Source organism: Paraburkholderia sp. D1E, assembly GCF_052682275.1.
On the sequence record NZ_JBQYMB010000001.1, the window covers coordinates 5,186,880 to 5,207,827 of the forward strand.

At 63.2% G+C, this 20,948-nt stretch carries 20 protein-coding genes; 13 read left to right on the forward strand and 7 right to left on the reverse strand.

Annotated features, from left to right (window positions below):
• Positions 1–27 precede the first annotated feature (27 nt).
• From ACUN0E_RS23290 to ACUN0E_RS23300, 3 genes are all read left to right on the forward strand, one after another.
• Positions 28–732, forward strand: coding sequence for a TerC family protein (locus tag ACUN0E_RS23290; protein ID WP_408218352.1), 705 nt, complete (start codon positions 28–30; stop codon positions 730–732).
• Between the two features lie 238 nt (positions 733–970).
• On the forward strand, positions 971–1,594 hold the full coding sequence (locus ACUN0E_RS23295) for a pilin (protein ID WP_445568069.1): 624 nt from the start codon (positions 971–973) through the stop codon (positions 1,592–1,594).
• A gap of 136 nt (positions 1,595–1,730) precedes the next feature.
• Positions 1,731–3,515 carry a PglL family O-oligosaccharyltransferase gene (locus ACUN0E_RS23300; protein ID WP_445568070.1) on the forward strand — a complete coding sequence of 595 codons (1,785 nt, stop codon included), beginning with the start codon at positions 1,731–1,733 and terminating at the stop codon, positions 3,513–3,515.
• 99 nt (positions 3,516–3,614) lie between these two features.
• Here ACUN0E_RS23300 and moaC read toward each other — a convergent pair whose 3' ends face one another.
• Positions 3,615–4,091, reverse strand: a complete 477-nt coding sequence (gene moaC / locus ACUN0E_RS23305; RefSeq protein WP_408240965.1) for a cyclic pyranopterin monophosphate synthase MoaC — start codon at positions 4,089–4,091, stop codon at positions 3,615–3,617.
• A 145-nt stretch (positions 4,092–4,236) separates the two neighbouring features.
• Here moaC and ACUN0E_RS23310 point away from each other — a divergent pair, with 145 nt between their 5' ends.
• The gene (locus tag ACUN0E_RS23310) at positions 4,237–5,952 is read left to right on the forward strand and encodes a M48 family metalloprotease (protein ID WP_445568071.1); all 1,716 of its coding nucleotides are present in this window, start codon (positions 4,237–4,239) and stop codon (positions 5,950–5,952) included.
• 74 nt (positions 5,953–6,026) lie between these two features.
• On the opposite strand, the gene ACUN0E_RS23315 is transcribed toward ACUN0E_RS23310, so the two are convergent.
• From ACUN0E_RS23315 to ACUN0E_RS23340, 6 genes are all read right to left on the reverse strand, one after another.
• Positions 6,027–6,599: a DUF2946 family protein gene (locus ACUN0E_RS23315; protein WP_445568072.1), complete on the reverse strand. Its 573-nt coding sequence runs from the start codon at positions 6,597–6,599 to the stop codon at positions 6,027–6,029.
• The gene (locus tag ACUN0E_RS23320) at positions 6,592–7,671 is read right to left on the reverse strand and encodes a YheT family hydrolase (protein WP_445568073.1); all 1,080 of its coding nucleotides are present in this window, start codon (positions 7,669–7,671) and stop codon (positions 6,592–6,594) included. The genes ACUN0E_RS23315 and ACUN0E_RS23320 overlap by 8 nt, the downstream gene beginning before the upstream one ends.
• Positions 7,672–7,815: 144 nt before the next feature.
• Positions 7,816–8,262 (reverse strand): nuclear transport factor 2 family protein, encoded by a 447-nt coding sequence (locus ACUN0E_RS23325; RefSeq protein ID WP_408240977.1) that lies wholly within the window; start codon positions 8,260–8,262, stop codon positions 7,816–7,818.
• 178 nt (positions 8,263–8,440) lie between these two features.
• A complete protein-coding gene (waaF, locus tag ACUN0E_RS23330) occupies positions 8,441–9,466 on the reverse strand; it encodes a lipopolysaccharide heptosyltransferase II (protein ID WP_408340545.1) in 1,026 nt (341 codons plus the stop codon).
• Between the two features lie 251 nt (positions 9,467–9,717).
• Positions 9,718–9,912, reverse strand: coding sequence for a zinc-finger domain-containing protein (locus ACUN0E_RS23335; protein WP_017772808.1), 195 nt, complete (start codon positions 9,910–9,912; stop codon positions 9,718–9,720).
• 78 nt (positions 9,913–9,990) lie between these two features.
• Positions 9,991–10,914: a branched-chain amino acid transaminase gene (locus ACUN0E_RS23340; RefSeq protein WP_011489743.1), complete on the reverse strand. Its 924-nt coding sequence runs from the start codon at positions 10,912–10,914 to the stop codon at positions 9,991–9,993.
• 202 nt (positions 10,915–11,116) lie between these two features.
• On the opposite strand from ACUN0E_RS23340, the gene ACUN0E_RS23345 reads away from it, so the two are divergent.
• From ACUN0E_RS23345 to ACUN0E_RS23385, 9 genes are all read left to right on the forward strand, one after another.
• The gene (locus ACUN0E_RS23345) at positions 11,117–11,863 is read left to right on the forward strand and encodes an AzlC family ABC transporter permease (protein ID WP_408394316.1); all 747 of its coding nucleotides are present in this window, start codon (positions 11,117–11,119) and stop codon (positions 11,861–11,863) included.
• Positions 11,860–12,183 (forward strand): AzlD domain-containing protein, encoded by a 324-nt coding sequence (locus tag ACUN0E_RS23350; protein WP_408394318.1) that lies wholly within the window; start codon positions 11,860–11,862, stop codon positions 12,181–12,183. Before ACUN0E_RS23345 ends, ACUN0E_RS23350 begins: the two co-directional genes overlap by 4 nt.
• A gap of 275 nt (positions 12,184–12,458) precedes the next feature.
• Positions 12,459–13,652: a phosphoglycerate kinase gene (locus ACUN0E_RS23355; protein ID WP_445568074.1), complete on the forward strand. Its 1,194-nt coding sequence runs from the start codon at positions 12,459–12,461 to the stop codon at positions 13,650–13,652.
• A gap of 427 nt (positions 13,653–14,079) precedes the next feature.
• Positions 14,080–15,516: a pyruvate kinase gene (gene pyk / locus ACUN0E_RS23360; protein WP_408240993.1), complete on the forward strand. Its 1,437-nt coding sequence runs from the start codon at positions 14,080–14,082 to the stop codon at positions 15,514–15,516.
• A gap of 227 nt (positions 15,517–15,743) precedes the next feature.
• Positions 15,744–16,808 carry a class II fructose-bisphosphate aldolase gene (fba, locus tag ACUN0E_RS23365; protein ID WP_408240996.1) on the forward strand — a complete coding sequence of 355 codons (1,065 nt, stop codon included), beginning with the start codon at positions 15,744–15,746 and terminating at the stop codon, positions 16,806–16,808.
• Positions 16,809–16,940: 132 nt separating this feature from the next.
• Positions 16,941–17,831 carry a phosphoribosylaminoimidazolesuccinocarboxamide synthase gene (locus tag ACUN0E_RS23370; RefSeq protein ID WP_408240999.1) on the forward strand — a complete coding sequence of 297 codons (891 nt, stop codon included), beginning with the start codon at positions 16,941–16,943 and terminating at the stop codon, positions 17,829–17,831.
• Positions 17,832–17,870: 39 nt separating this feature from the next.
• Positions 17,871–18,389 carry a 5-(carboxyamino)imidazole ribonucleotide mutase gene (gene purE, locus ACUN0E_RS23375; protein ID WP_445568075.1) on the forward strand — a complete coding sequence of 173 codons (519 nt, stop codon included), beginning with the start codon at positions 17,871–17,873 and terminating at the stop codon, positions 18,387–18,389.
• A 103-nt stretch (positions 18,390–18,492) separates the two neighbouring features.
• A complete protein-coding gene (locus ACUN0E_RS23380; RefSeq protein WP_445568076.1) occupies positions 18,493–19,689 on the forward strand; it encodes a 5-(carboxyamino)imidazole ribonucleotide synthase in 1,197 nt (398 codons plus the stop codon).
• A 10-nt stretch (positions 19,690–19,699) separates the two neighbouring features.
• A complete protein-coding gene (locus ACUN0E_RS23385) occupies positions 19,700–20,752 on the forward strand; it encodes an L-threonylcarbamoyladenylate synthase (protein ID WP_445568077.1) in 1,053 nt (350 codons plus the stop codon).
• Positions 20,753–20,948 lie beyond the last annotated feature (196 nt).

Consider the following 20,948-nt stretch of genomic DNA (forward strand, 5'->3'; position numbering starts at 1 on the left):
GCCTCATTCCTTCTTATTCTTTCACTCATGCTCGAGTTCTTCGCCACGCTCCATTGGGGCGCAGTCATTCAGATCATCGTCATCGATATCCTGCTGGGTGGTGACAATGCTGTCGTGATAGCGCTTGCCTGCCGCAACCTGCCGCCTGCGCAGCGTACGAAGGGCGTGCTGTGGGGCACGGCCGGCGCCATCGTGCTGCGCGTGGCGCTGATTGCGTTCGCTGTGGCGCTCCTCGACGTGCCATTGCTGAAATTCGCCGGCGGCCTGTTGCTGCTGTGGATCGGCGTGCGTCTGATGGCGCCCGCGCATGATGTCCATGAGAACGTCAAGCCGGCCGACAAGCTGATGTCGGCGATCAAGACCATCATCATCGCGGATGCGGTGATGAGTCTCGACAACGTAATCGCCATTGCCGGCGCTGCCGAGGCGGCTGACCCGGCGCACCGTCTCGCGCTGGTGATTTTCGGGCTGGTGGTGAGCATTCCGCTGATCGTGTGGGGCAGCCAGTTGGTGCTGAAGCTGCTCGACCGTTTCCCGATCGTCATTACGCTCGGCGCGGCGCTGCTCGGCTGGATCGCGGGCGGTCTGATCGTCAACGACCCGGCCGGCGACCGTTGGCCGATCCTGGATTCGCCGGTGGCCGAGTACGGCATGAGCATTGCCGGTGCGCTGTTCGTCGTGATCCTCGGTTATCTGCTCAAGCGGCGCAACGCGAATCGCGCGGCGGTTTGACGCTGAGTCTGAGGCGAGCGGCGCAGCACAAGCCGCACGGCGGGCTGGGGCTGAATCCGAAGCACGGGCGGACCAGCGTGATGCGAACCGCACGCCGATCTGACCTGACCTGAACGCCGCCGCGTCAGCACAACGTTAGCCATTCGGCTGACTGTGTGGAACGAGCACCGCTGGCTACGATTGAAACGCCTGTCCCCGATTCGAGGGGCAGGCGTTTTTTTGTTTCAGGAGCCTGCCGATGATCGTTACTTTGCCGTACTCCCCTTATTCATACGCCTCGCATTCCCCACGGAATGCGTTCGAACGGGCGCGCTGGGCCGCGCCGCTCGCACGCGTCTGCCGTCGTTTCGGTTTCGGCTTTACGTTGATCGAACTGATGATCGTGCTGGCGATTGTCGGTGTAATCGCGGCCTATGCGATTCCGGCGTATCAGGACTATCTGGCCCGCAGTCGCGTGGGCGAGGGCCTCTCGCTGGCGGCATCCGCACGGCTCGCGGTGTCCGAAAACGCCGCGAGCGGCAATCCATTCGGCGGCGGTTATGCGTCGCCGCCCGGCACCCGCAACGTCGAATCCGTTCACGTCGACGACGACACCGGCCAGATCACCGTCGCTTTCACGACGCGCGTCGCGCCTGCTGGGTCGAACACGCTGACCCTGGTGCCCTCGGTGCCGGACAATGCCGATGCGCCGACTGCGCGAATCGCCCTGAGCAAGGGCGCCGTGCAGGCTGGCGCAGTCACCTGGGAGTGTTTCGTCGGCGGCAAAACGACCTCCTCGTTGCCTGCACCGGGCACCGGGCCGGCACCTGCCGATGCGCCGTCCTTGCCGTCGAACCTTGCACCACCGGAGTGCCGTTCGTAAGTGATGGGGTGAAAGATCGGGTGAGTTGTTATCCGAACGTAAAAGGCTGATTTTCGGGATATTTCAGCCCGGCCGGCGCACAGCAGGAGGATTTTTTTGTATAGTGCGCCGGTTGCTGACGCCCACCGGTTACTCGATGCCCACCCCATTTGCGCGCTACCTGTCTCTCATTCTGTTGGCTCTCGCGTTGGTGCTGCCTTATGCAGTCGTCAACCACACGTATCCGATACCGACCTTCTACGCTGAATTCACGGCGCTCGCGCTGTATCTGCTGATGGGCGCGGGTGTTGTGCTGCTGGTGTGGACTGCCAGGCCGCACGTGACGTTTGCGTCGCCGGTTGTCGCGCTGGTGCCCTTGCTGTTCGGGCTGGTGCTGGTGGCGCAATCGGTGCTGCTGCCGGTCTCGCAGCCGTCGATGAACTGGCTCGGCGGCGGTTACCTGCTCGCCGCACTTATGGCGACGCACGCCGGCTACGGCTTCACACGCGCCAAGCTGAACGAAACAGCGCTGCGCTGGGCGGCCGGCGCGTTGATTGTCGGTGGCCTGTTTGCTGTGTTCTGCCAGGTGATCCAGCTGTTTCACCTCGAGACGCGCGTGTCGCCGCTGGTCGTCGCGTATAACGTGACCGTCGAGCGCCGGCCGTTCGGCAATATGGCGCAGGCGAACCACCTCGCCACTTATATCGCGTTCGCGATGGCGGGGGCGCTGTTCCTCGTGCAGACACGCCGCCTTGCCGTCAGCATCTGGCTGCTCGTGTCGACGATTTTCGCCGTCGGGCTGGCGCTGACCGTGTCGCGCGGCCCCTGGCTGCAGATGGGCGTGATTGTGGTGGGGGGTTTCTGGATGGCGTTCGCGCAAACGCGCAGCGAGCCGCTTCTTCGCCGCAGCAATCGCGAATGGCTGATCCCGATCGCCTTGGCGGTCCTGTTCTTCGTGGTCAACGCGTTGATCCGCTGGGCCAACGTGCACTACCACCTGGAGCTCGGTCAGTCCGCGGCTGAGCGTTTCAAGGACGCCGGCCAGATCGCGCCGCGCCTTGCGCTGTGGAAATACGGTTGGACGATGTTCAAGGCGCATCCGCTGCTGGGTGTCGGCTGGGGCGAGTTTCCGAGCTATCAGTTCGAGTACGCGAAGTCGCTCGGCGGCGTCGAGATTGCCAATAACTCGCACGACATCTTCATCGACCTGCTCGCGAAGACGGGCTTGATCGGCCTCGCGATCGTGCTGTTCGGCCTGATCACATGGCTGATGCGCGTGGTTCGCGCGCCGCAGAGCGCCGCACGCGTGTTCGGTATCGCGCTGATCGGTGTGCTGGTCATGCATGCGCTGGTCGAGTATCCGCAGCAGTACATGTTCTTCCTGCTGCCGGCGATGTTCGTGTTCGGCTTGCTTGAGACACGGCCGCTGCGCCTCGTGCCTGGCCGTCTGTCGTTCGGCGCGTTTGCCGTGGTCGTGTTTGGTGGCCTGGCCGCGCTGTATCCGGTGTATCGCGACTACGCGCGCGCCGAGGTGCTGTATTACGGCTCGCGTCCTGCCGAGCAGTATCGCGCGGACCCGTCGTTCCTGTTTCAGGCGTGGGGCGAGTATGGTCTCGCGACGCTGCTGCCGATGAATTCGATGGACCTGCAGCACAAGCTCGCCATGCACAAGCAGGCGATTGCACTGCTGCCGGGTGAAACCGTGCTGCGCCGGTATGCGGTGCTGCAGGCACTGAGCGGTGATACGGCGGGGGCGTTCGACACCGTCGAGCGTCTGAAGATCTTTGCTCAGGAGTTGAAGGACTGGCCGTCGCAGTTGGCCTACGTGTATGAACTGTGCGACGAGCAGAAGACGCTGGGCAGTTTCAAGGCGGAACTGGTCAAGCGCTACGGCATGCCGGCGGGCGACGTCAATCAGGACGACGACAGCGACGAGGATTGAGCCGCGCCGTCGTTTTGCAGTCTCATTCTTCGCTGTAGCTGTAGCTGTAGCTGTAGCTGTAGCTTTAGAGATGGAGCGGGGCGATGACGCCAGCCGTCATCAACCCGCCACCCAATCCCCCGACTTCCCGCCGTGCTTCTCCAGCACTTTCACATCGGTGATTGTCATCCCGCGATCCACCGCCTTGCACATGTCGTACACCGTCAGCAGCCCGACCTGAACGGCGGTTAGCGCTTCCATCTCCACGCCCGTGCGTCCCAGCGTTTCCACTTGCACCGTGCAATGCACGCCAGGCAGCTTTTCATCGAGCTCGAAGTCCACTTTCACGCGTGTCAGCGCGAGCGGATGACATAGCGGGATCAGATCGGCGGTGCGCTTCGAGCCTTGAATCGCAGCGATACGCGCGATCCCGATTACGTCGCCCTTCTTGGCGTTGCCGTCGCGGATCAATGCGAACGTCTCGGGCAGCATGTGAATCGAGCCACGCGCGACCGCGATGCGTTTGGTCTCCTGCTTGCCGCCGACGTCCACCATATGTGCCTGGCCGGCAGCGTCGAAATGAGTGAGTTCAGGCATGGTTGGGCTCCTTCAGAGGGCGCCTATCATAGCAGTGTGATAGCAGTGTGGTCGGGCGGGTCAGGGTGATTACAATTACCCTATGTCCGCTATCTTAGTCCGAGCGGCGGGCGTCGCTTTTCGACTTCGTCATACCGACCTCGCGATGCGTACGAAACGGTTTCTTGCTGCGTTGTTGTCTGTCGCGCTCGCGGCTCCGCCAGGCGCGTTCGCGCAATCGCGCGCCGCTTCGAGCACGAGCCTCGCGCTCAACGTGCAGTCCGCGGAACCGCCGTTGGAAAGCGGGCCGGTCGAAATCTTTGCCGATCCCATCGTGCCGCCCGACATCGCCCAAGGTGTCTTCGGCGTTTATGGTGGCGCACAAAGCCGCTTTTCCGGTAAGCCGGGTGCGACCGCCAACTGGCGCACCCCAATCGTCACGCAGCAACTGCCGGACCTCGGCAACGGCGGCTCCGGCTCGCTGACGCCACAAGCGGAGCGCAAACTCGGCGAGCGCGTGATGCGCGAGTTACGCCGCGACCCTGACTATCTCGACGACTGGCTGGTGCGCGACTACCTGAACTCGGTCGCTGCGAAACTCGCCGCGGCGGCGAGCGCGCTATACCTCGGCGGCTATCGTCCGGACTTCGAGCTGTTCGCGGTCCGCGATTCGCAGATCAACGCCTTCTCGCTGCCGGGCGGTTTTATCGGCGTGAACACTGGTTTGATCGTAACGACGCAAACCGAGTCCGAACTCGCCTCCGTGCTCGGCCACGAGATGGGGCACGTCTTGCAGCGGCACATTTCGCGGATGATCACCACCGGCGAGCGCAGCTCCTACGCCGCGCTTGCCGGCCTGTTGTTCGGCATTCTGGCGGGCGTGCTCGCGCATAGCGGCGACCTTGGCAGCGCGATTGCGATTGGCGGCCAGGCCTATGCGCTCGACAACCAGTTGCGTTTCTCACGCTCCGCCGAGCATGAAGCGGACCGCGTCGGTTTTCTGCTGCTGGCCGGCGCCGGCTACGACCCTTATGCGATGACGACGTTTTTCGGCCGTCTCGACCGTGCGGCAATGAGCGACACCGGCATACCGGCCTACGCGCGTACCCACCCGCTGACCGGCGAACGGATCGCCGACATGGAGGACCGTGCGCGCCGTGCGCCTTACCGGCAACCGCACCAGACGTCCGAATATGGTTTTGTGCGGGCGCGGGCGCGCTTGCTGCAGGACCGCTCGCGCAGTGAATACGCGGACGAGATTTCGCGCCTGCGCTCCGAAATCGAAGACCGTACTGCGCTGAACGTCGCCGCGAACTGGTACGGGATCGCGTATGGGCAGATGCTGCTCGAGCGATATGACGATGCCGTGGCGTCCCTGGCTTCGTCGCGCGCTGCGTTTGCAGCAGGCGAACGCGGTGAAGGTGAACCCATGCATAGCTCGCCGAGCCTCGACGTGCTCGCGGCCGACATCGCGCGTCGCGCCGGGCGTGACGACGAGGCGGCTCGTCTTGCCGAGTTTGCGCAGAAGCGCTGGCCGCAGTCGAACGCCGCGATCGACATGCATATCCAGACCTTACTAACCCTGAAGCGATTTGCCGATGCGCAGGCTCTGGCGCTGCAGGAAACGCGTGCACAACCCGATCAGCCCGCCTGGTGGATGTATCTTGCGCAGGCAAGCGCCGGCAGTGGAGATGCGTTGACGCAGCATCGGGCGCTGGCCGAAAAATTCGCTATCGAGGGGGCCTGGCCGTCGGCCATCCGGCAACTGAAGGAAGCGCGGGATATGAAGGCGATCGGCTACTACGATCTCGCTACCGTCGACGCCCGGTTACATGAAATGGAGAGTCGCTATAAAGAGGAGCGGCTTGACGAGAAGATCTAGCGGTTGCGAGTCTTCACTATCTGACCAGCGCGTGGCCTGTGCAAAAGACTCAGGCGGGTAAATAGACAAAAGACCTAAGCATTCGCCGCCGGACTATCGACAAACCCGAACCGCGCGGCCACCTCATTTCGCTGCACGCCCTGCAAGGGCAAAACAATCCCATTGTTCCAGTGAAACGCTCCGCTCAGCGAGTCATCACCCAGCGCGGCGTGATCAGAAAAAACCTCGAGGTCGTGATCGTGCAAAACCGCCACTCTCGGTGGCGCCGAGCCATCGACAAACAGAATCCCACCTTCGTCATCGACAAACGCAGCAGAAGGCTCGAAAGCCCCGCCGGCCTGGTCCGTCAAGGAAAGCACCCCAGCGGCATCGGCGGACAACCTCACCACCCACGGCGTATAACCCAACTCGATATACACCCGCTGCGGCCCATTCTGGAAGAACCACTGACCGCGTTCATCGGCGTCGTAATTCCGATTGATAAATCCGAGCAGCGCCTCATGCCGAATCGGCGTACCTGGCGCACCGCTGGCCTGAGCGGCTTCGTCCCGCATGCGCCAGTTGCCACGCCGGTCCAGCATCAACCATCCGGTGCAACTCGGGACGTTCGGCCATTTGGCCAGGGCCTGCTTGACGATGTCATCCATGATCGATGTACCGCTCCAGATAACCGAGCACGCGCCGCGACAACCAGTCGATGCGACCAGGGAAAGGTCCGGTCATAAAGCCGGCGTGGCCGCCGTGCCTGGGTTGATCGAGTTCTACCGATGCAGACACCTCATGCCGGGCCGGTAATGCTTCCGCAGGCAAGAACGGATCGTTGCGCGCGTTCAGCACCAATGTCGGCACGGCAATTCCGCGCAGCAGCGGCCGCGTGGTCGCGCTGCTCCAGTAGTCGTCGGTATCGCGAAAGCCGTGCAGCGGCGCCGTCACCACGTTGTCGAAGTCGTACATTGTGCGGCTCGCCAGCATGGCGTTGCGGTCAAACAGCCCCGGAAACTGCACCAGTTTCTGCTCAGCCTTCTGCTTCAGCGTCTTCAGAAAATTGCGCGTATAGATCATCCCGAAGCCTTGCGATAACGCACGGCCGCCGGCATGCACGTCGATCGGCGTCGAAATCGCGGCGGCAGCCGAGATTACTGGCGACGCATCTTCACGCCGCTCACCGAGCCAGCGCAGCAGCACATTGCCGCCGAGCGACACGCCCGCCGCCACGATCGGCCCACGATGCGTGGCGCGCAGGCGCCGCAGAATCCAGTCGACTTCGTTGCTGTCGGCGAGATGGTAGAAACGCGGCAACAGATTCAGCGTTCCACTGCAGCTGCGAAAGTGCGGCACGACGCCGTGCCAGCCGTATTCGCGCGCGGCCGCCATCAATGTGGCGGCGTAGTGCGACGCGGACCCGCCTTCGAGGCCGTGAAACAGAACGAACAGCGGCGCGTCGTCTGCGGGAACTTGAGGCGGGGACGCGGGGGCCAGCGCGGAGGCTGTCGCGCTGTCATGCACCACCCAATCGAGATCGATGAAATCGCCATCCGGCGTATCCCAGCGTTCGCGCTGGAAGGTAATGGCTGGACGGCGCGCAAACAGCGACGGGACAATGGTCTGCGCATGCCGGTTCGGCAACCAGAGCGGCGCGCGGTAGAGCAGATCGACGGTGGCCTCGACAGCGGCCGCGGCGCGCACTGCGCCGGTAGACACGGATTTATTGTGCGTCATCTCCCAATCCCCTGGTCCCCCAAGAGGACTTCCTTCGGGGCGGGGGATTTCCTTCGGAGCGAGCGACTTCCTGCGGGGCGTACTCATACCAGCGTCGAAGCAAAAAGGTAAAACCTGTGAAACAGAGGAGACGCCCATCAGGCGTCAGTGCAGCGACCCCTGACCATGCCGCATCTTTGTGGCGAACTGACTGGCGGCCTCATTCGGCATCGGACTCGCGTGGATATGCGCAATCCGCCATTCGCCGCGTTCATGGACCATGACGTAAGTGGTGAACACCATCGCAGGCGTAGCCTTCGGATCGGCCGGCCGGTGTGCTTCGGCAATGGCGTAGACGACGGTGCCGAGGCTGTCGTAGACGCGAATGTCGAGCGGTTCGATTGAAACGGGTGTGGTTTCGAGCTGAATTTGCAAGCCGGCGCGAATGCTGTCGAGGCCGTGCAGGTGCGAGCCGTCGGCACAGATGCAGCTAACGAACTCCTCATCGATCCACAGGCCCATCAAGCTGTCGATATTCACCTCGGCAATGGCCTGGTAATAGGCATTCAGCGTATCGGCGGCGGCTTCGAAGATATGGGCAAAACGTGGCATGGCTCGTCAGTCTCTTGTGCGCGGCGCGCGGTTGCGGGGCAGCGGTCAGCGGGACAGTCCGGAGCACCGGACAATCGCACCTAAGCGCGAGAATGCCCGCGCCGCAAGGCGCGAACATGACGCGACGCGCTCAGGGGCGTGCGGTGTTGCGTGCAAGTATCAGTCGAATCAACCGGGTTCAACGTTGCGCAAGCAACATGCCGCGCAAATCGCCGAAGACCTGCTCGGCGCTCAATTGCTTCAGACAGTTCAGATGCCCGAGCGGACACTCGCGCTGAAAACAGGGGCTGCATTCAAGATGAAGCCATTGTACCTTCGCAAGCTCGGACAGGGGCGGCGTGTGGCGCGGATCGGTCGACCCGTACACCGCCACCAGCGGCCGGCGCAGCGCGGCGGTTACGTGCATCAGGCCGGAATCGTTAGTGACGACTGCATTGGCCCGCGAGATCAGCGCACAAGCTTCACCAAGCGCGGTCTGGCCGCACAGATTACGCACGTTCGGCGCCTTCTCGGCGATGGCCTGGGCAAGCGGCGCATCTTTCGGCGAGCCGAGCGCGATGATCTGCGTATACGGGAACGACTGGCCGACCATCTGCGCAAGCGCTGCGAAATGCTCGGGCGGCCAGCGCTTGGCCGGACCGTATTCGGCGCCCGGGCAGAACACCAGCAGTGGCACGCGTGTATCCAGATTGAAGCGTGCGGAGACTCGCGAGGCTTCGTTCAGGTCTGCGTCGAGCCGGGGCATCGGCAGGTCGTCGGGGATTTTGGCGCCTGGCGCGTAGGCGAGGGCGGCATAGTGGCCGACCATCGGCGGGCGTTCGTCCTTGCGCGGATTCGCGTGGCGCACGTTCAGCAAGCCGTAGCGGCTTTCGCCGGTGTAGCCGATGCGCAGCGGAATGCCCGCCATCCATGGAATCAATGCCGACTTGAGCGAATTCGGCAGGACATAGGCCGCGTCGTAGCCGACATCGCGCAAGTCGCTCGCCAGTTGCCAGCGGCGCAGCATCTGCAGCTTGCCGTGCGCGAGATCCGTGGCGTAGACGTCGCGGATCTCGGGCATGCGTTCGAGTACGGGCGCGACCCACGAGGGCGCGACCGCGTCGATCACGATGCGCGGATGCAATTTCACGAGGCGCGCAAACAGCGGCTGCGCCATCAATGCGTCACCGATCCAGTTCGGTGCGATAACCAACGCGCGACGCATCAGAGTGAGTGTCCGGTGTCAAAACGAAGCGCCGCGCGAGCCATACGCGTGGAGTTCGATTGTGTAAAAGGGGAAAAGCCGCGTGCCTTGCGGCGCAGATCCGGCATGGCCGGCGCCGCTGCGGCTGTACTGCGAAGCGCTGGCCTCGCTACCCTCGGCTGCAAAAGCACAGCCGGTCCGTCACATGACGATCCAGGCAGCAGGCGCGTCGGCAAAGAGCGCCGCAAGCGATCAGTGCGCAGTGGTCAAGGTTAGTGACCCTTGACCACTTCGCCGTCGCGCAGCTTGTAGCGCGTGCCGCAATACGGGCAGCGTGCTTCGCCGTGCGTCACGTCGATAAACACACGCGGGTGCGTGCTCCAACGCGGCATCGACGGATTCGGGCAATACGCCGGCAGATCTTTTGCCGACAGTTCGACCAGCGGCATTTCCTTGATTTCGCTCATGGGGACTTTCTCGTTGTATGCAGAGTGCGTGCGTTGCACCGCCGGGAGGCCGAGGGCCCAAGGGCGGGGCAGCGCGCGTTAGATCCTGGTCAGCCAGTGCGCGTACTTGTCGCTCTTGCCGTTCACGATATCGAAGAAGCCCGATTGCAGCTTCTCGGTGATCGGGCCACGTGCGCCCGAGCCGATCGTGCGGTTGTCGAGTTCGCGGATCGGCGTGACTTCCGCGGCGGTGCCGGTGAAGAACGCTTCGTCACAGGTGTAGACCTCATCACGCGTGATGCGCTTTTCGATCACCTGGATGCCCGCGTCGCGCGCCAGCGTAATGACCGTGTCACGCGTGATGCCGTCGAGGCACGACGCCAGATCCGGCGTGTACAGCTTGCCGTTGTTCACGAGGAAGAAGTTTTCGCCCGAGCCTTCCGACACGTAGCCGTCTACGTCCAGCAGCAGCGCTTCGTCGTAACCGTCGGCAATCGCTTCCTGGTTGGCGAGAATCGAGTTCACGTACCAGCCCGAAGCTTTGGCGCGAACCATCGACACGTTCACATGATGGCGCGTGAACGACGAAGTCTTCACGCGGATGCCCTTGGCAATCCCGTCCTCACCGAGGTAAGCGCCCCACGGCCAGGCGGCGATCGCCACGTGGATCGTGTTGCCCTTGGCCGACACGCCGAGCTTTTCCGAGCCGACCCAGATGATCGGGCGCAGGTAGCAGGATTCCAGCTTGTTTTCGCGGACCACTTCGCACTGCGCGGCCGCCAGCGTTTCGTGGTCGAACGGGACGTCCATCTGGAAGATCTTGGCCGAGTTCAGCAGGCGCTTGGTGTGCTCCTGGAGGCGAAAAATCGCTGTGCCGCCGTCCGCCGTCTTGTAGGCGCGTACGCCTTCGAAAACGCCCATGCCGTAATGCAGCGTGTGCGTGAGCACGTGGATCTTGGCATCGCGCCAGTCGATGAGCTTGCCATCCATCCAGATCTTGCCGTCGCGGTCGGCCATTGACATACGATTCTCCAGCGGGTGCGGTGTAGGGTGTGGGAGCGTCATTTTAGCGTCTTTTGCACACGAAACGGGCATTTGGCCGCACGGCGGGCGCTATAATTCGGCGCACGCATAATTCATATCCGGATGCGCCAGCGGGTGCTTGACGACCTGGCGCCGACCTCCCTTCGTTGCGGCGCCCCTTGGTGCCAAAGCGTTTCGCCTCATGCTCGCTCGTCTGTCAGATACTGATCGCCGTGCCTTTCGTCAGGGCGCGCGCGACTATTCGCCCACGCTGATGGCGATTTTCTCCTGGGGCCTCGTCACCGGCATTGCGATGAGCAAGTCCGTGCTCACGCTGCCGCAGGCGCTCACCATGTCGCTGCTGTGCTACGCCGGATCGTCGCAATTGGCCGTGTTGCCGCTGCTCGCCGCCAAACTGCCGATCTGGACCGTGCTGCTCACGGCCGCGATGGTCAATACGCGTTTCGTGATCTTCAGCGCCGGCCTCGCGCCGCATTTCTCCTATTTGCCCATGTGGCGGCGCATCGTGCTCGGTTACTTCAACGGCGACGTGATCTATCTGCTGTTCCAGAAGAAGAGTTTCCAGATCGGTTACGTGCCGGGTAAAGAGGCGTACTTCTGGGGCATGGCGACGTGCAGCTGGCTGTCGTGGCAGGTGTCGTCGATCGTCGGCATTCTGCTGGCGAGCCTGATCCCGGACAACTGGGGCCTCGCACTCGCGGGTACGCTGGCACTGCTGCCCATCATGGTCTCGGCGATCGCCACGCGCTCCACGCTGGTCGCCGTCAGCGTCGCCGGCGTGGTGTCGCTGCTTGCTTTCGACCTGCCGTACCGGCTCGCACTGCCGCTCGCGGTAATCGCGGCGATTGTCGCCGGCAGCGCGGCCGATCTGATGGTCGAGCGCGCCGACTTGCGCCGCATCCGCAACAGCGCCGGAGATTCCCGATGACATCCACGCAGATCTGGCTGGCCATTATTGGCATGACCTTCGTCACCGCGGTGACACGCGCGATGTTTCTAATCGGCGGCGAGCGCACGGTTTTGCCAGCGCGCGTCCAGCGGATGCTGCGCTATGCGCCGGCCGCGGCGCTTGCCGCCGTCGTGTTGCCCGATGTGCTGGCGACGCCGGACGGGCTCTCGTTCGCACCGTCGAATCACGAGTTTTACGCCACGCTGTCCGGTCTTGCGTGGTTTTTGTGGCGGCGCACCATGCTCGGTACGATTGTGCTGGGAATGGTCGTGTTCACGCTCTTGCGCCTGTTCATGTAAGTGATCGAGCTGAAAATGCTGCGCCGCGACATGCGCGCTGCATCCTCCAAATACGGGACATTCGCCTGGCTGCGGGTCAGAAGGTAGTGTGGATCAGTTAAAATGGTCGTTTCCGGGATAAGCGCGCCGGTGCATGGCGCGACAGCCGCGGCCATGCCGCCGGCACCCGATTCAGTGGAGCCGCTGCCGTGCCGAAGCGCTGGAGTTTGCCGCGCTTTGGACCCGAGCGCGTTGTCCGCCACCGCCTTCCCATCAACTCGCATGCACAAAAGCCCATGAACAAGGTATTGCGTCTCTCCGATCTGATCGCCGAAGGCAAGCTGTCCGGCAAACGCGTGTTCATCCGCGCCGATCTGAACGTGCCGCAGGACGATCAAGGCAACATCACCGAAGACACCCGTATCCGCGCCTCCGTGCCGGCGATCAAGGCCGCGCTGGACGCGGGCGCCGCCGTGATGGTCACGTCGCACCTGGGCCGTCCGACAGAAGGCGAATTCAAGCCGGAAGATTCGCTTGCGCCCGTCGCGAAGCGCCTCGCCGAGCTGCTTGGCCGTGATGTGCCGCTGGTCGCCCACTGGGTCGAAAACGGCGTGAACGTCGCGCCGGGCCAGCTCGTGCTGCTGGAAAACTGCCGCGTCAACAAGGGCGAGAAGAAGGATTCCGACGAGCTCGCGCAGAAAATGGCGAAGCTCTGCGACATCTACGTGAACGATGCCTTTGGCACCGCGCACCGCGCCGAAGCCACCACGCACGGCATCGCCAAATACGCGCCGGTTGCCTGCGCCGGCCCGCTGCTGGCCGCTGAGCTCGAGGCGCTCGGCAAGGCACTGGGTGCACCGAAGCGTCCGCTGGTGGCGATTGTCGCCGGCTCGAAGGTGTCCACCAAGCTGACTATTCTGAAATCGCTGGCTGACAAGGTCGATCAGCTGATCGTCGGCGGCGGCATCGCCAATACGTTCATGCTGGCGGCCGGCCTGAAGATCGGCAAGTCGCTCGCCGAAGCCGATCTGGTCGCCGAAGCCAAGGTCATCATCGACGCGGCGAAAGCCCGCGGCGCCTCCGTACCAATCCCGACCGACGTGGTCACGGCGAAAGCGTTTTCGCCCACCGCGAAGGCTGAAGTCAAGGCTGTCGCCGATGTTCAAGACGACGACATGATCCTCGACATCGGACCGGAAACCGCCAAGGTGCTCGCCGCACAACTGGAAAAAGCCGGCACGATCGTGTGGAACGGCCCGGTCGGCGTGTTCGAATTCGACCAGTTCGGCAACGGTACGAAGACGCTGGCTGACGCGATCGCCAAATCGTCGGCGTTCTCGATTGCAGGCGGCGGCGATACGCTGGCGGCCATTGCCAAGTACGGCATTCACGATAAGGTCAGCTACATCTCGACGGGCGGCGGCGCCTTCCTCGAGTTCCTCGAGGGCAAGAAGCTGCCCGCGGTCGAAGTCCTGGAATCGCGGGCTTAACGTGGTGACGCGCTCCCCCTCAGCGAAGTCTGCAAAAGCGCGCGGCGGCAAGCCGCGCAACACCGCAGCAGCAACGGCAGGGGAGCGCGAAGCGCGCTCCACCGCCACGACAGCCGCGGCCGAATCTGTTGTCCCGCAGCAGGAAGAATCCGGGTCGCCCCTCGCGCTCGCGGAGTTGACCACTGCCAATGAGGCAGCGGCGTTGTCCACCGGACAAGCCGCCCACTCGCAGGCAGAACTCCCGGACGAAGAGGTCGCACTCGCACCCCCACCGGCACCCCCCGTGCCGGTGTCGAACACCGCTTCACCCCATAAAGCGACGCAGGTTTCAACCGGCGCGCAGCCCCCAGCAGCACCCTTCGGTGCGCAGCCTCCGCATCCGACTCGCAGCGCTCATTCCAGCGATCCCACCCAGACGAGGAGACTCATGCATCGCGCCACCAAGATTGTCGCTACCATCGGACCGGCTTCCAGTACGCCGGAAATCCTGCTGCAAATGATTCAGGCAGGGGCCGACGTGGTGCGGCTCAATTTCTCGCACGGCACCGCCGACGACCACCGCCAGCGCGCCGAATTCGTGCGCGAGGCGGCCCGCCAGGCCGGCCGTGAAGTTGCCATCATGGCTGACCTGCAAGGTCCAAAGATTCGGGTCGGCAAATTCGAAAACGGCAAGACCACGCTCGTTCCCGGCAACGCGTTCATCCTCGACGCCGAGTGCGAACTCGGCAACGACGATCGCGTCGGGCTCGACTACAAGGACCTGCCGCGCGACCTGAAACCGGGCGACGTGCTGTTGCTCAACGACGGCCTGATCGTGCTGGACGTCGTGCGCGTGCTCGGCAGTGAGATCCACACCACCGTGAAGATCGGCGGCGATCTGTCGAACAACAAGGGCATCAATCGCCAGGGCGGTGGCCTGACGGCGCCGGCCCTGACGGCCAAAGACATGGAAGACATCCGCACGGCGATGTCGCTCGGTGTGGATTTCGTCGCGGTATCGTTCCCCAAGAACGCCACCGACATGGAAATGGCCCGCCAGCTCGCGAACATCGCGGGTGCGCCCTACGGCATCAAGCCGAAGATGATCGCGAAGATCGAGCGGGCGGAAGCGATTCCGGCACTGCAAGGCATCCTCGACGCATCGGACGGCATCATGGTCGCGCGCGGCGACCTGGCCGTGGAAGTGGGCAATGCCGCAGTTCCCGCGCTGCAAAAGCGCATGATTCGTATGGCGCGCGAATCGAACAAGTTCGTGATCACCGCGACCCAGATGATGGAATCGATGATCTACGCTCCGGTGCCGACCCGCGCTGAAGTGTCGGACGTCGCCAACGCGGTGCTGGACGGCACGGACGCGGTGATGCTGTCGGCCGAGTCCGCAGCGGGCAAGTACCCGGTGCAGACCATCGAGACGATGGCGGCGATCTGCCTCGAAGCCGAAAAGTCGGAGCAGTCGGAGCTGGACAAGGACTTCCTCGACCGCACGTTTACGCGAATCGACCAGTCCATCGCCATGGGCGCGCTGTTTACGGCGTTCCACCTGGGCGCGAAGGCGATCGTTGCGTTGACCGAATCGGGTTCGACCGCGCTCTGGATGTCGCGTCACTGGACGCACGTACCGATTTTCGCGCTCACGCCGCGCGTCGGCAGCGAACGGGCGATGGCGATCTACCGCAACGTCACGTCGCTGCATCTGGACACCAGCACCGACCGCGACACCGCGTTGCAGCAGGCGCTGGAAACCGTGGTCAGCAAGGGCTACGCGTCGCGCGGCGACATGGTGGTGCTGACCGTCGGCGAGCCGATGGGCCAGGCAGGCGGCACGAATACGCTGAAGATCGTGCGCGTCGGTGAGCCGTATTGATTCGGTGTAGACCGAAGACTGCTCGATCGGCACGCAGGCTTGATTGAGCGAAGCAGGCTGTCATGCCCCGCGAGAGGCGGCGCACAGACTCCAATCGCGCGTGCGGCGAAGGTCCGCAAGTGACGCGCTTTAGGGAAGGTGTGAACGGGTATGCAGCTTGCTTCGCGATAAAATCGCCCCAAAAGATGCCGGCGGCACAGAATTCGTTTCAATCTAAGGAGTTAAGCATGCCTCTCGTATCAATGCGTCAACTGCTGGACCATGCCGCCGAAAACGGTTATGGCATTCCGGCATTCAACGTGAACAACCTGGAGCAGGTGCAGGCCATCATGGCGGCGGCCGACAAGGTCAACGCCCCGGTCATCATGCAGGCGTCGGCCGGCGCGCGTAAGTACGCGGGTGAGCCGTTCCTGCGTCACCTGATCGAAGCGGCGGTGGAGTCGTACCCGCACATTCCGGTCGTGATGCACCAGGACCACGGTCAATCGCCGGCGGTCTGTATGGCGGCGATCCGCAGCGGTTTCACCAGCGTGATGATGGACGGTTCGCTCGAAGCCGACGGCAAGACGGTCGCATCGTACGAGTACAACGTCGACGTGTCGCGCAAGGTGGTTGAAGCGGCGCACTCGATCGGCATCACGGTGGAAGCGGAACTGGGCGTGCTCGGTTCGCTGGAAACCATGAAGGGCGACAAGGAAGACGGCCACGGCGCGGAAGGCACGATGACCCGCGAACAATTGCTGACCGACCCGGAGCAGGCTGCCGACTTCGTCAAACAGACGCAATGCGACGCGCTCGCGATCGCGATCGGTACGTCGCACGGCGCGTACAAATTCAGCAAGAAGCCCACGGGCGACATCCTGTCGATCCAGCGCATCAAGGAAATTCACCAGCGCATTCCGAACACGCACCTGGTGATGCACGGTTCGTCGTCGGTGCCGCAGGAACTGCTCGCGGAAATCCGCGAATTCGGCGGCGACATGAAAGAAACCTACGGCGTGCCGGTTTCAGAGATTCAGGAAGGTATCAGGAACGGCGTGCGCAAGGTCAATATCGACACCGACCTGCGTCTGGCGATCACCGGTGCGATCCGCCGCTACATGGCGCAGAATCCGGGCAAGTTCGATCCGCGCGACTACCTGAAGCCGGCGCGTGAAGCTGCGATGAAGATCTGCCTCGAGCGCTTCACGCAATTCGGCTGCGAAGGCCAGGCTGGCAAGATCAAGCCGGTTTCGCTTGATAAAATCGCGGAGAAGTACAAATCGGGCGACCTCGCGCAAGTCGTCCGCTAAGCTATAACCAAGCTCTACACTTGGCTGATTGGCCAGGTTGTCGTTCGATCGCCGTTCCCGCATCATCCGGGGAACGGCGTTTCCCTTTTGTTCCGGTCACACTTTTTGCCCTACTTTTAGCGAACCACGACGATGTCTACCCTTTACGAATCCACGCTCCACTCGCTGCCGCTGCTCGGCCGCGGTAAAGTCCGCGACAACTATGCGGTGGGCAACGACCAGTTGCTGATCGTCACGACCGACCGTCTGTCGGCGTTCGACGTCATCATGGGCGAGCCGATTCCGAATAAGGGCCGCGTGCTCAACGAAATGGCGAACTTCTGGTTCGAGAAACTGAAGCACGTGGTGCCGAATCACCTCACGGGCGTGGCGCCCGAGTCCGTGGTGGCGGCTGACGAAGTCGAGCAGGTCAAGGGCCGTGCAGTGGTAGTGAAACGCCTCGAGCCGATCCTCGTCGAAGCGGTGGTGCGTGGCTATCTGGCCGGCAGCGGCTGGAAAGACTATCAGGCAACCGGTTCGGTGTGCGGCGTAGAACTGCCGCCGGGCCTGCAAAACGCGCAAAAGCTGCCCGAGCCGATTTTCACGCCGGCAGCCAAGGCCGAAATGGGCCACCACGACGAAAACATCACGTACAACGAGATGGAGCGTCGTATCGGTACCGAACTGTCGGCCACGATCCGCGACATCTCGATCAAGCTGTACAAGGAAGCCGCTGACTACGCCGCCACGCGCGGCATCATCATCGCGGATACGAAGTTCGAATTCGGTCTGGATAACCACGGCCAGCTGTATCTGATGGACGAGGCGCTCACTGCCGATTCGTCGCGCTTCTGGCCGGCTGACCAGTATCAGGTCGGCACCAACCCGCCGTCGTTCGACAAGCAGTTCGTGCGCGACTGGCTCGAAACCCAGCCGTGGAAGAAAGAGCCGCCCGCACCGAAGCTGCCGGACGACGTGGTCACCAAGACGGGCGAGAAGTACCAGGAAGCGCTCGAACGCCTGACCGGACACACGCTCGCTTAACTACGGTTCGCACCGCTCAAGAAACAAGGAAGCCGTAAGATGAGTGAAGTCCAGACTGCCCATACGCATGGCGCCCCGGTTGTCGGCGTGCTGATGGGCTCCAGTTCCGACTGGGAAGTGATGAAGAACGCCGTCGCGATTTTGCAGGAATTCGGCGTGCCGTATGAAGCCAAGGTCGTATCCGCGCACCGGATGCCTGACGAGATGTTTGCCTATGCCGAAAGCGCGCGTGCGCGCGGCATTCGCGCGATCATCGCGGGTGCGGGCGGCGCGGCGCATCTGCCGGGCATGTTGGCCGCCAAGACCACGGTGCCGGTGCTCGGCGTGCCGGTGGCGAGCAAGTATCTGAAGGGTGTCGATTCGTTGCATTCGATCGTGCAGATGCCCAAGGGCGTGCCGGTTGCCACGTTCGCAATCGGCGAAGCAGGCGCGGCGAATGCGGCGCTGTTCGCGGTGTCGATTCTGAGCGGCACGAGCGCCGAATATGCGGAGAAACTGGCTGCGTTCCGTGTGCGCCAGAACGAAGCAGCCCACGCAATGGTGCTGCCGGCGCTGTAAGCGCCAGGGCTGATTGCATTTAGACGTCCCCAATGTCTGACCCCCGGCCGGATGCTGTTATTGCATGTTTTGCATGCGCATCTGGTTGTGACCGACCACTAAGATGAACCCAGACAACACACCGGTTTCACCGATTCTGCCCGGCGCATGGCTTGGCATGGTCGGTGGCGGCCAGCTCGGCCGCATGTTCTGTTTTGCCGCTCAGGCGATGGGCTATCGCGTCGCCGTGCTCGATCCGGACGAAAACAGTCCCGCGGGCGCGGTCGCCGATCGCCATATCCGTGCGGCTTACGACGACGAAGCGTCGCTCACCGAACTCGCGCGGTTGTGCGCGGCGGTGTCCACTGAATTCGAGAACGTGCCGGCCGCGAGCCTCGATTTTCTCGCTAAAACTACGTTTGTCAGCCCGGCGGGCCGTTGCGTCGCCGTGGCGCAGGACCGGATCGCCGAGAAGCGTTTTATTGCGTCGTCAGGCGTGACGGTGGCGCCGCATGTCGTGATCGAATCGTCGGCCGCGCTGGCCGCGCTCGACGATGCGAAGCTCGACGCCGTGCTGCCGGGCATTCTCAAGACTGCACGCATGGGCTACGACGGCAAAGGCCAGATCCGCGTGCGCAACGCCGAGGAAGTGCGTGAGGCGCATGCGTCGCTCGCGGGCGTTCCGTGTGTGCTGGAAAAGCGCTTGCCGTTGAAGTTCGAAGTGTCCGCGTTGATCGCGCGCGCGGCGAGCGGTGCGTCGGTGGTGTATCCGCTGGCGCAGAACACGCATCGCGACGGCGTGCTGTCGCACACCATCGTTCCCGCCCCGGATGCGAGCCCGACACTGGTCGGGCAAGCGCAACAGGCTGCGCTGCAAATCGCGGACAAGCTCGGCTATGTCGGCGTGCTGTGCGTGGAGTTCTTCATTCTTGAAGACGGAACGCTGGTCGCCAACGAAATGGCGCCGCGTCCGCACAACTCCGGCCATTACACCGTCGACGCCTGCGCGACCAGCCAGTTCGAACAGCAGGTCCGTGCGATGACCAGTATGCCGCTCGGCGACACGCGCCAGCATTCGCCGGCGGTAATGCTGAACATCCTCGGCGACGTCTGGTTCCCGGGTGGGCCGAAGCAGGCGGCGGTGACACCGCCGTGGCACGAAGTCGCCGCGATGCCGGCGGCGCGTTTGCATCTGTATGGCAAGGAAGACGCGCGTTGCGGCCGCAAGATGGGTCACGTGAACTTCACGGCCGCGACGCTCGAAGAAGCCCGCACGGCGGCGCGCGATTGTGCGCGGCTTCTGCATATCATCACGAGCTGACGCGAGCGCCATGCCGGATCAAAGCAAACCTGCGGAGGGAGGCACCACGAGCGCCTTGCCTGTGAGCGCTGGGCAGATCGAGCATGCGGCCGCGCTGCTCGACGCGGGCGGCCTCGTCGCGTTCCCGACGGAGACAGTCTACGGACTCGGTGGCGACGCCGAGAGTCCGGACGCGGTGGCGCGTATTTACGCGGCGAAGGGCCGCCCGGCGAATCATCCGGTGATCGTGCATCTGGCGCCGCAGGGCGATCCGAACTACTGGGTCGAGCATTTGCCGGCGGAGGCGCAGCGCTTGATCGATGCGTTCTGGCCAGGACCGCTCACGTTGATCCTGAAGCGCGCGGCGCGAATTAATGCAGCGGTCAGTGGTGGGCAGGATTCGGTGGGTTTGCGCTGCCCATCGCATCCGGTTGCCCAGGCTTTGCTGGAAGCATTCAGCGCGTTGCGTGGCGGGCATGGTGGCGTCGCTGCGCCGTCGGCGAATCGCTTCGGCCATGTGAGCCCAACTACAGCGCAGCATGTGCGTGATGAGTTCGGCGGCGCGATTCATGTGCTGGACGGTGGTGCATCGGATGTCGGGATTGAGTCGACGATCCTGGACCTGTCACGCGGGTTTCCGGCGCTATTGAGGCCGGGGCGGGTCACGCCGCAAGATATCGCCGATGTCCTCGGCGAGGCGCCACGTTTGCCCGATGGGTCGGATGCGACGGCTCCGCGGGCTTCGGGTACATTGAAGGCGCACTATGCGCCGCGTACGCCGTTGGCTTTGTTGCCGTTTGATGCGTTGCAGACTTTGCTTGCGGCGCGCCAAGGCGGCGAACGCGTTGCCCTGGTGGCGCGAGCTTCCCGCGCAGGCGAATGGGCTCATGCTGAAGGCGTGCATTTCATTGCCGCGCCTGAAGATCCGCATGTTTATGCGCGTGAGTTATATGGGTTGCTTAGGGCGCTGGATCGCGCGGATGTTAGCCGGATTCTGATCGAGAAGCTGCCGGATACGATTGAGTGGATTGCTGTTAATGACCGGTTAGGGCGGGCTGCGGCTGCTTTTGAAGCGCAAGGTTAGTGAGATGGTTTTTTTGCCTTCGCGGCGCTTGTTTCGGTGTAGCTGCGGTGTTGGTCTTCCTTGACGTGTTTCGCCGCTCGGCGGCTTTTGGCTATCTGCTTGCGGTGTTGGCTTTTGCTTGATCTGGTTTTTTTGGCCTTTCCTTGAATTGGTGTTGGTCTATTAGCGTTGCCCCTGTGCGGGGCGGCACTGTAGT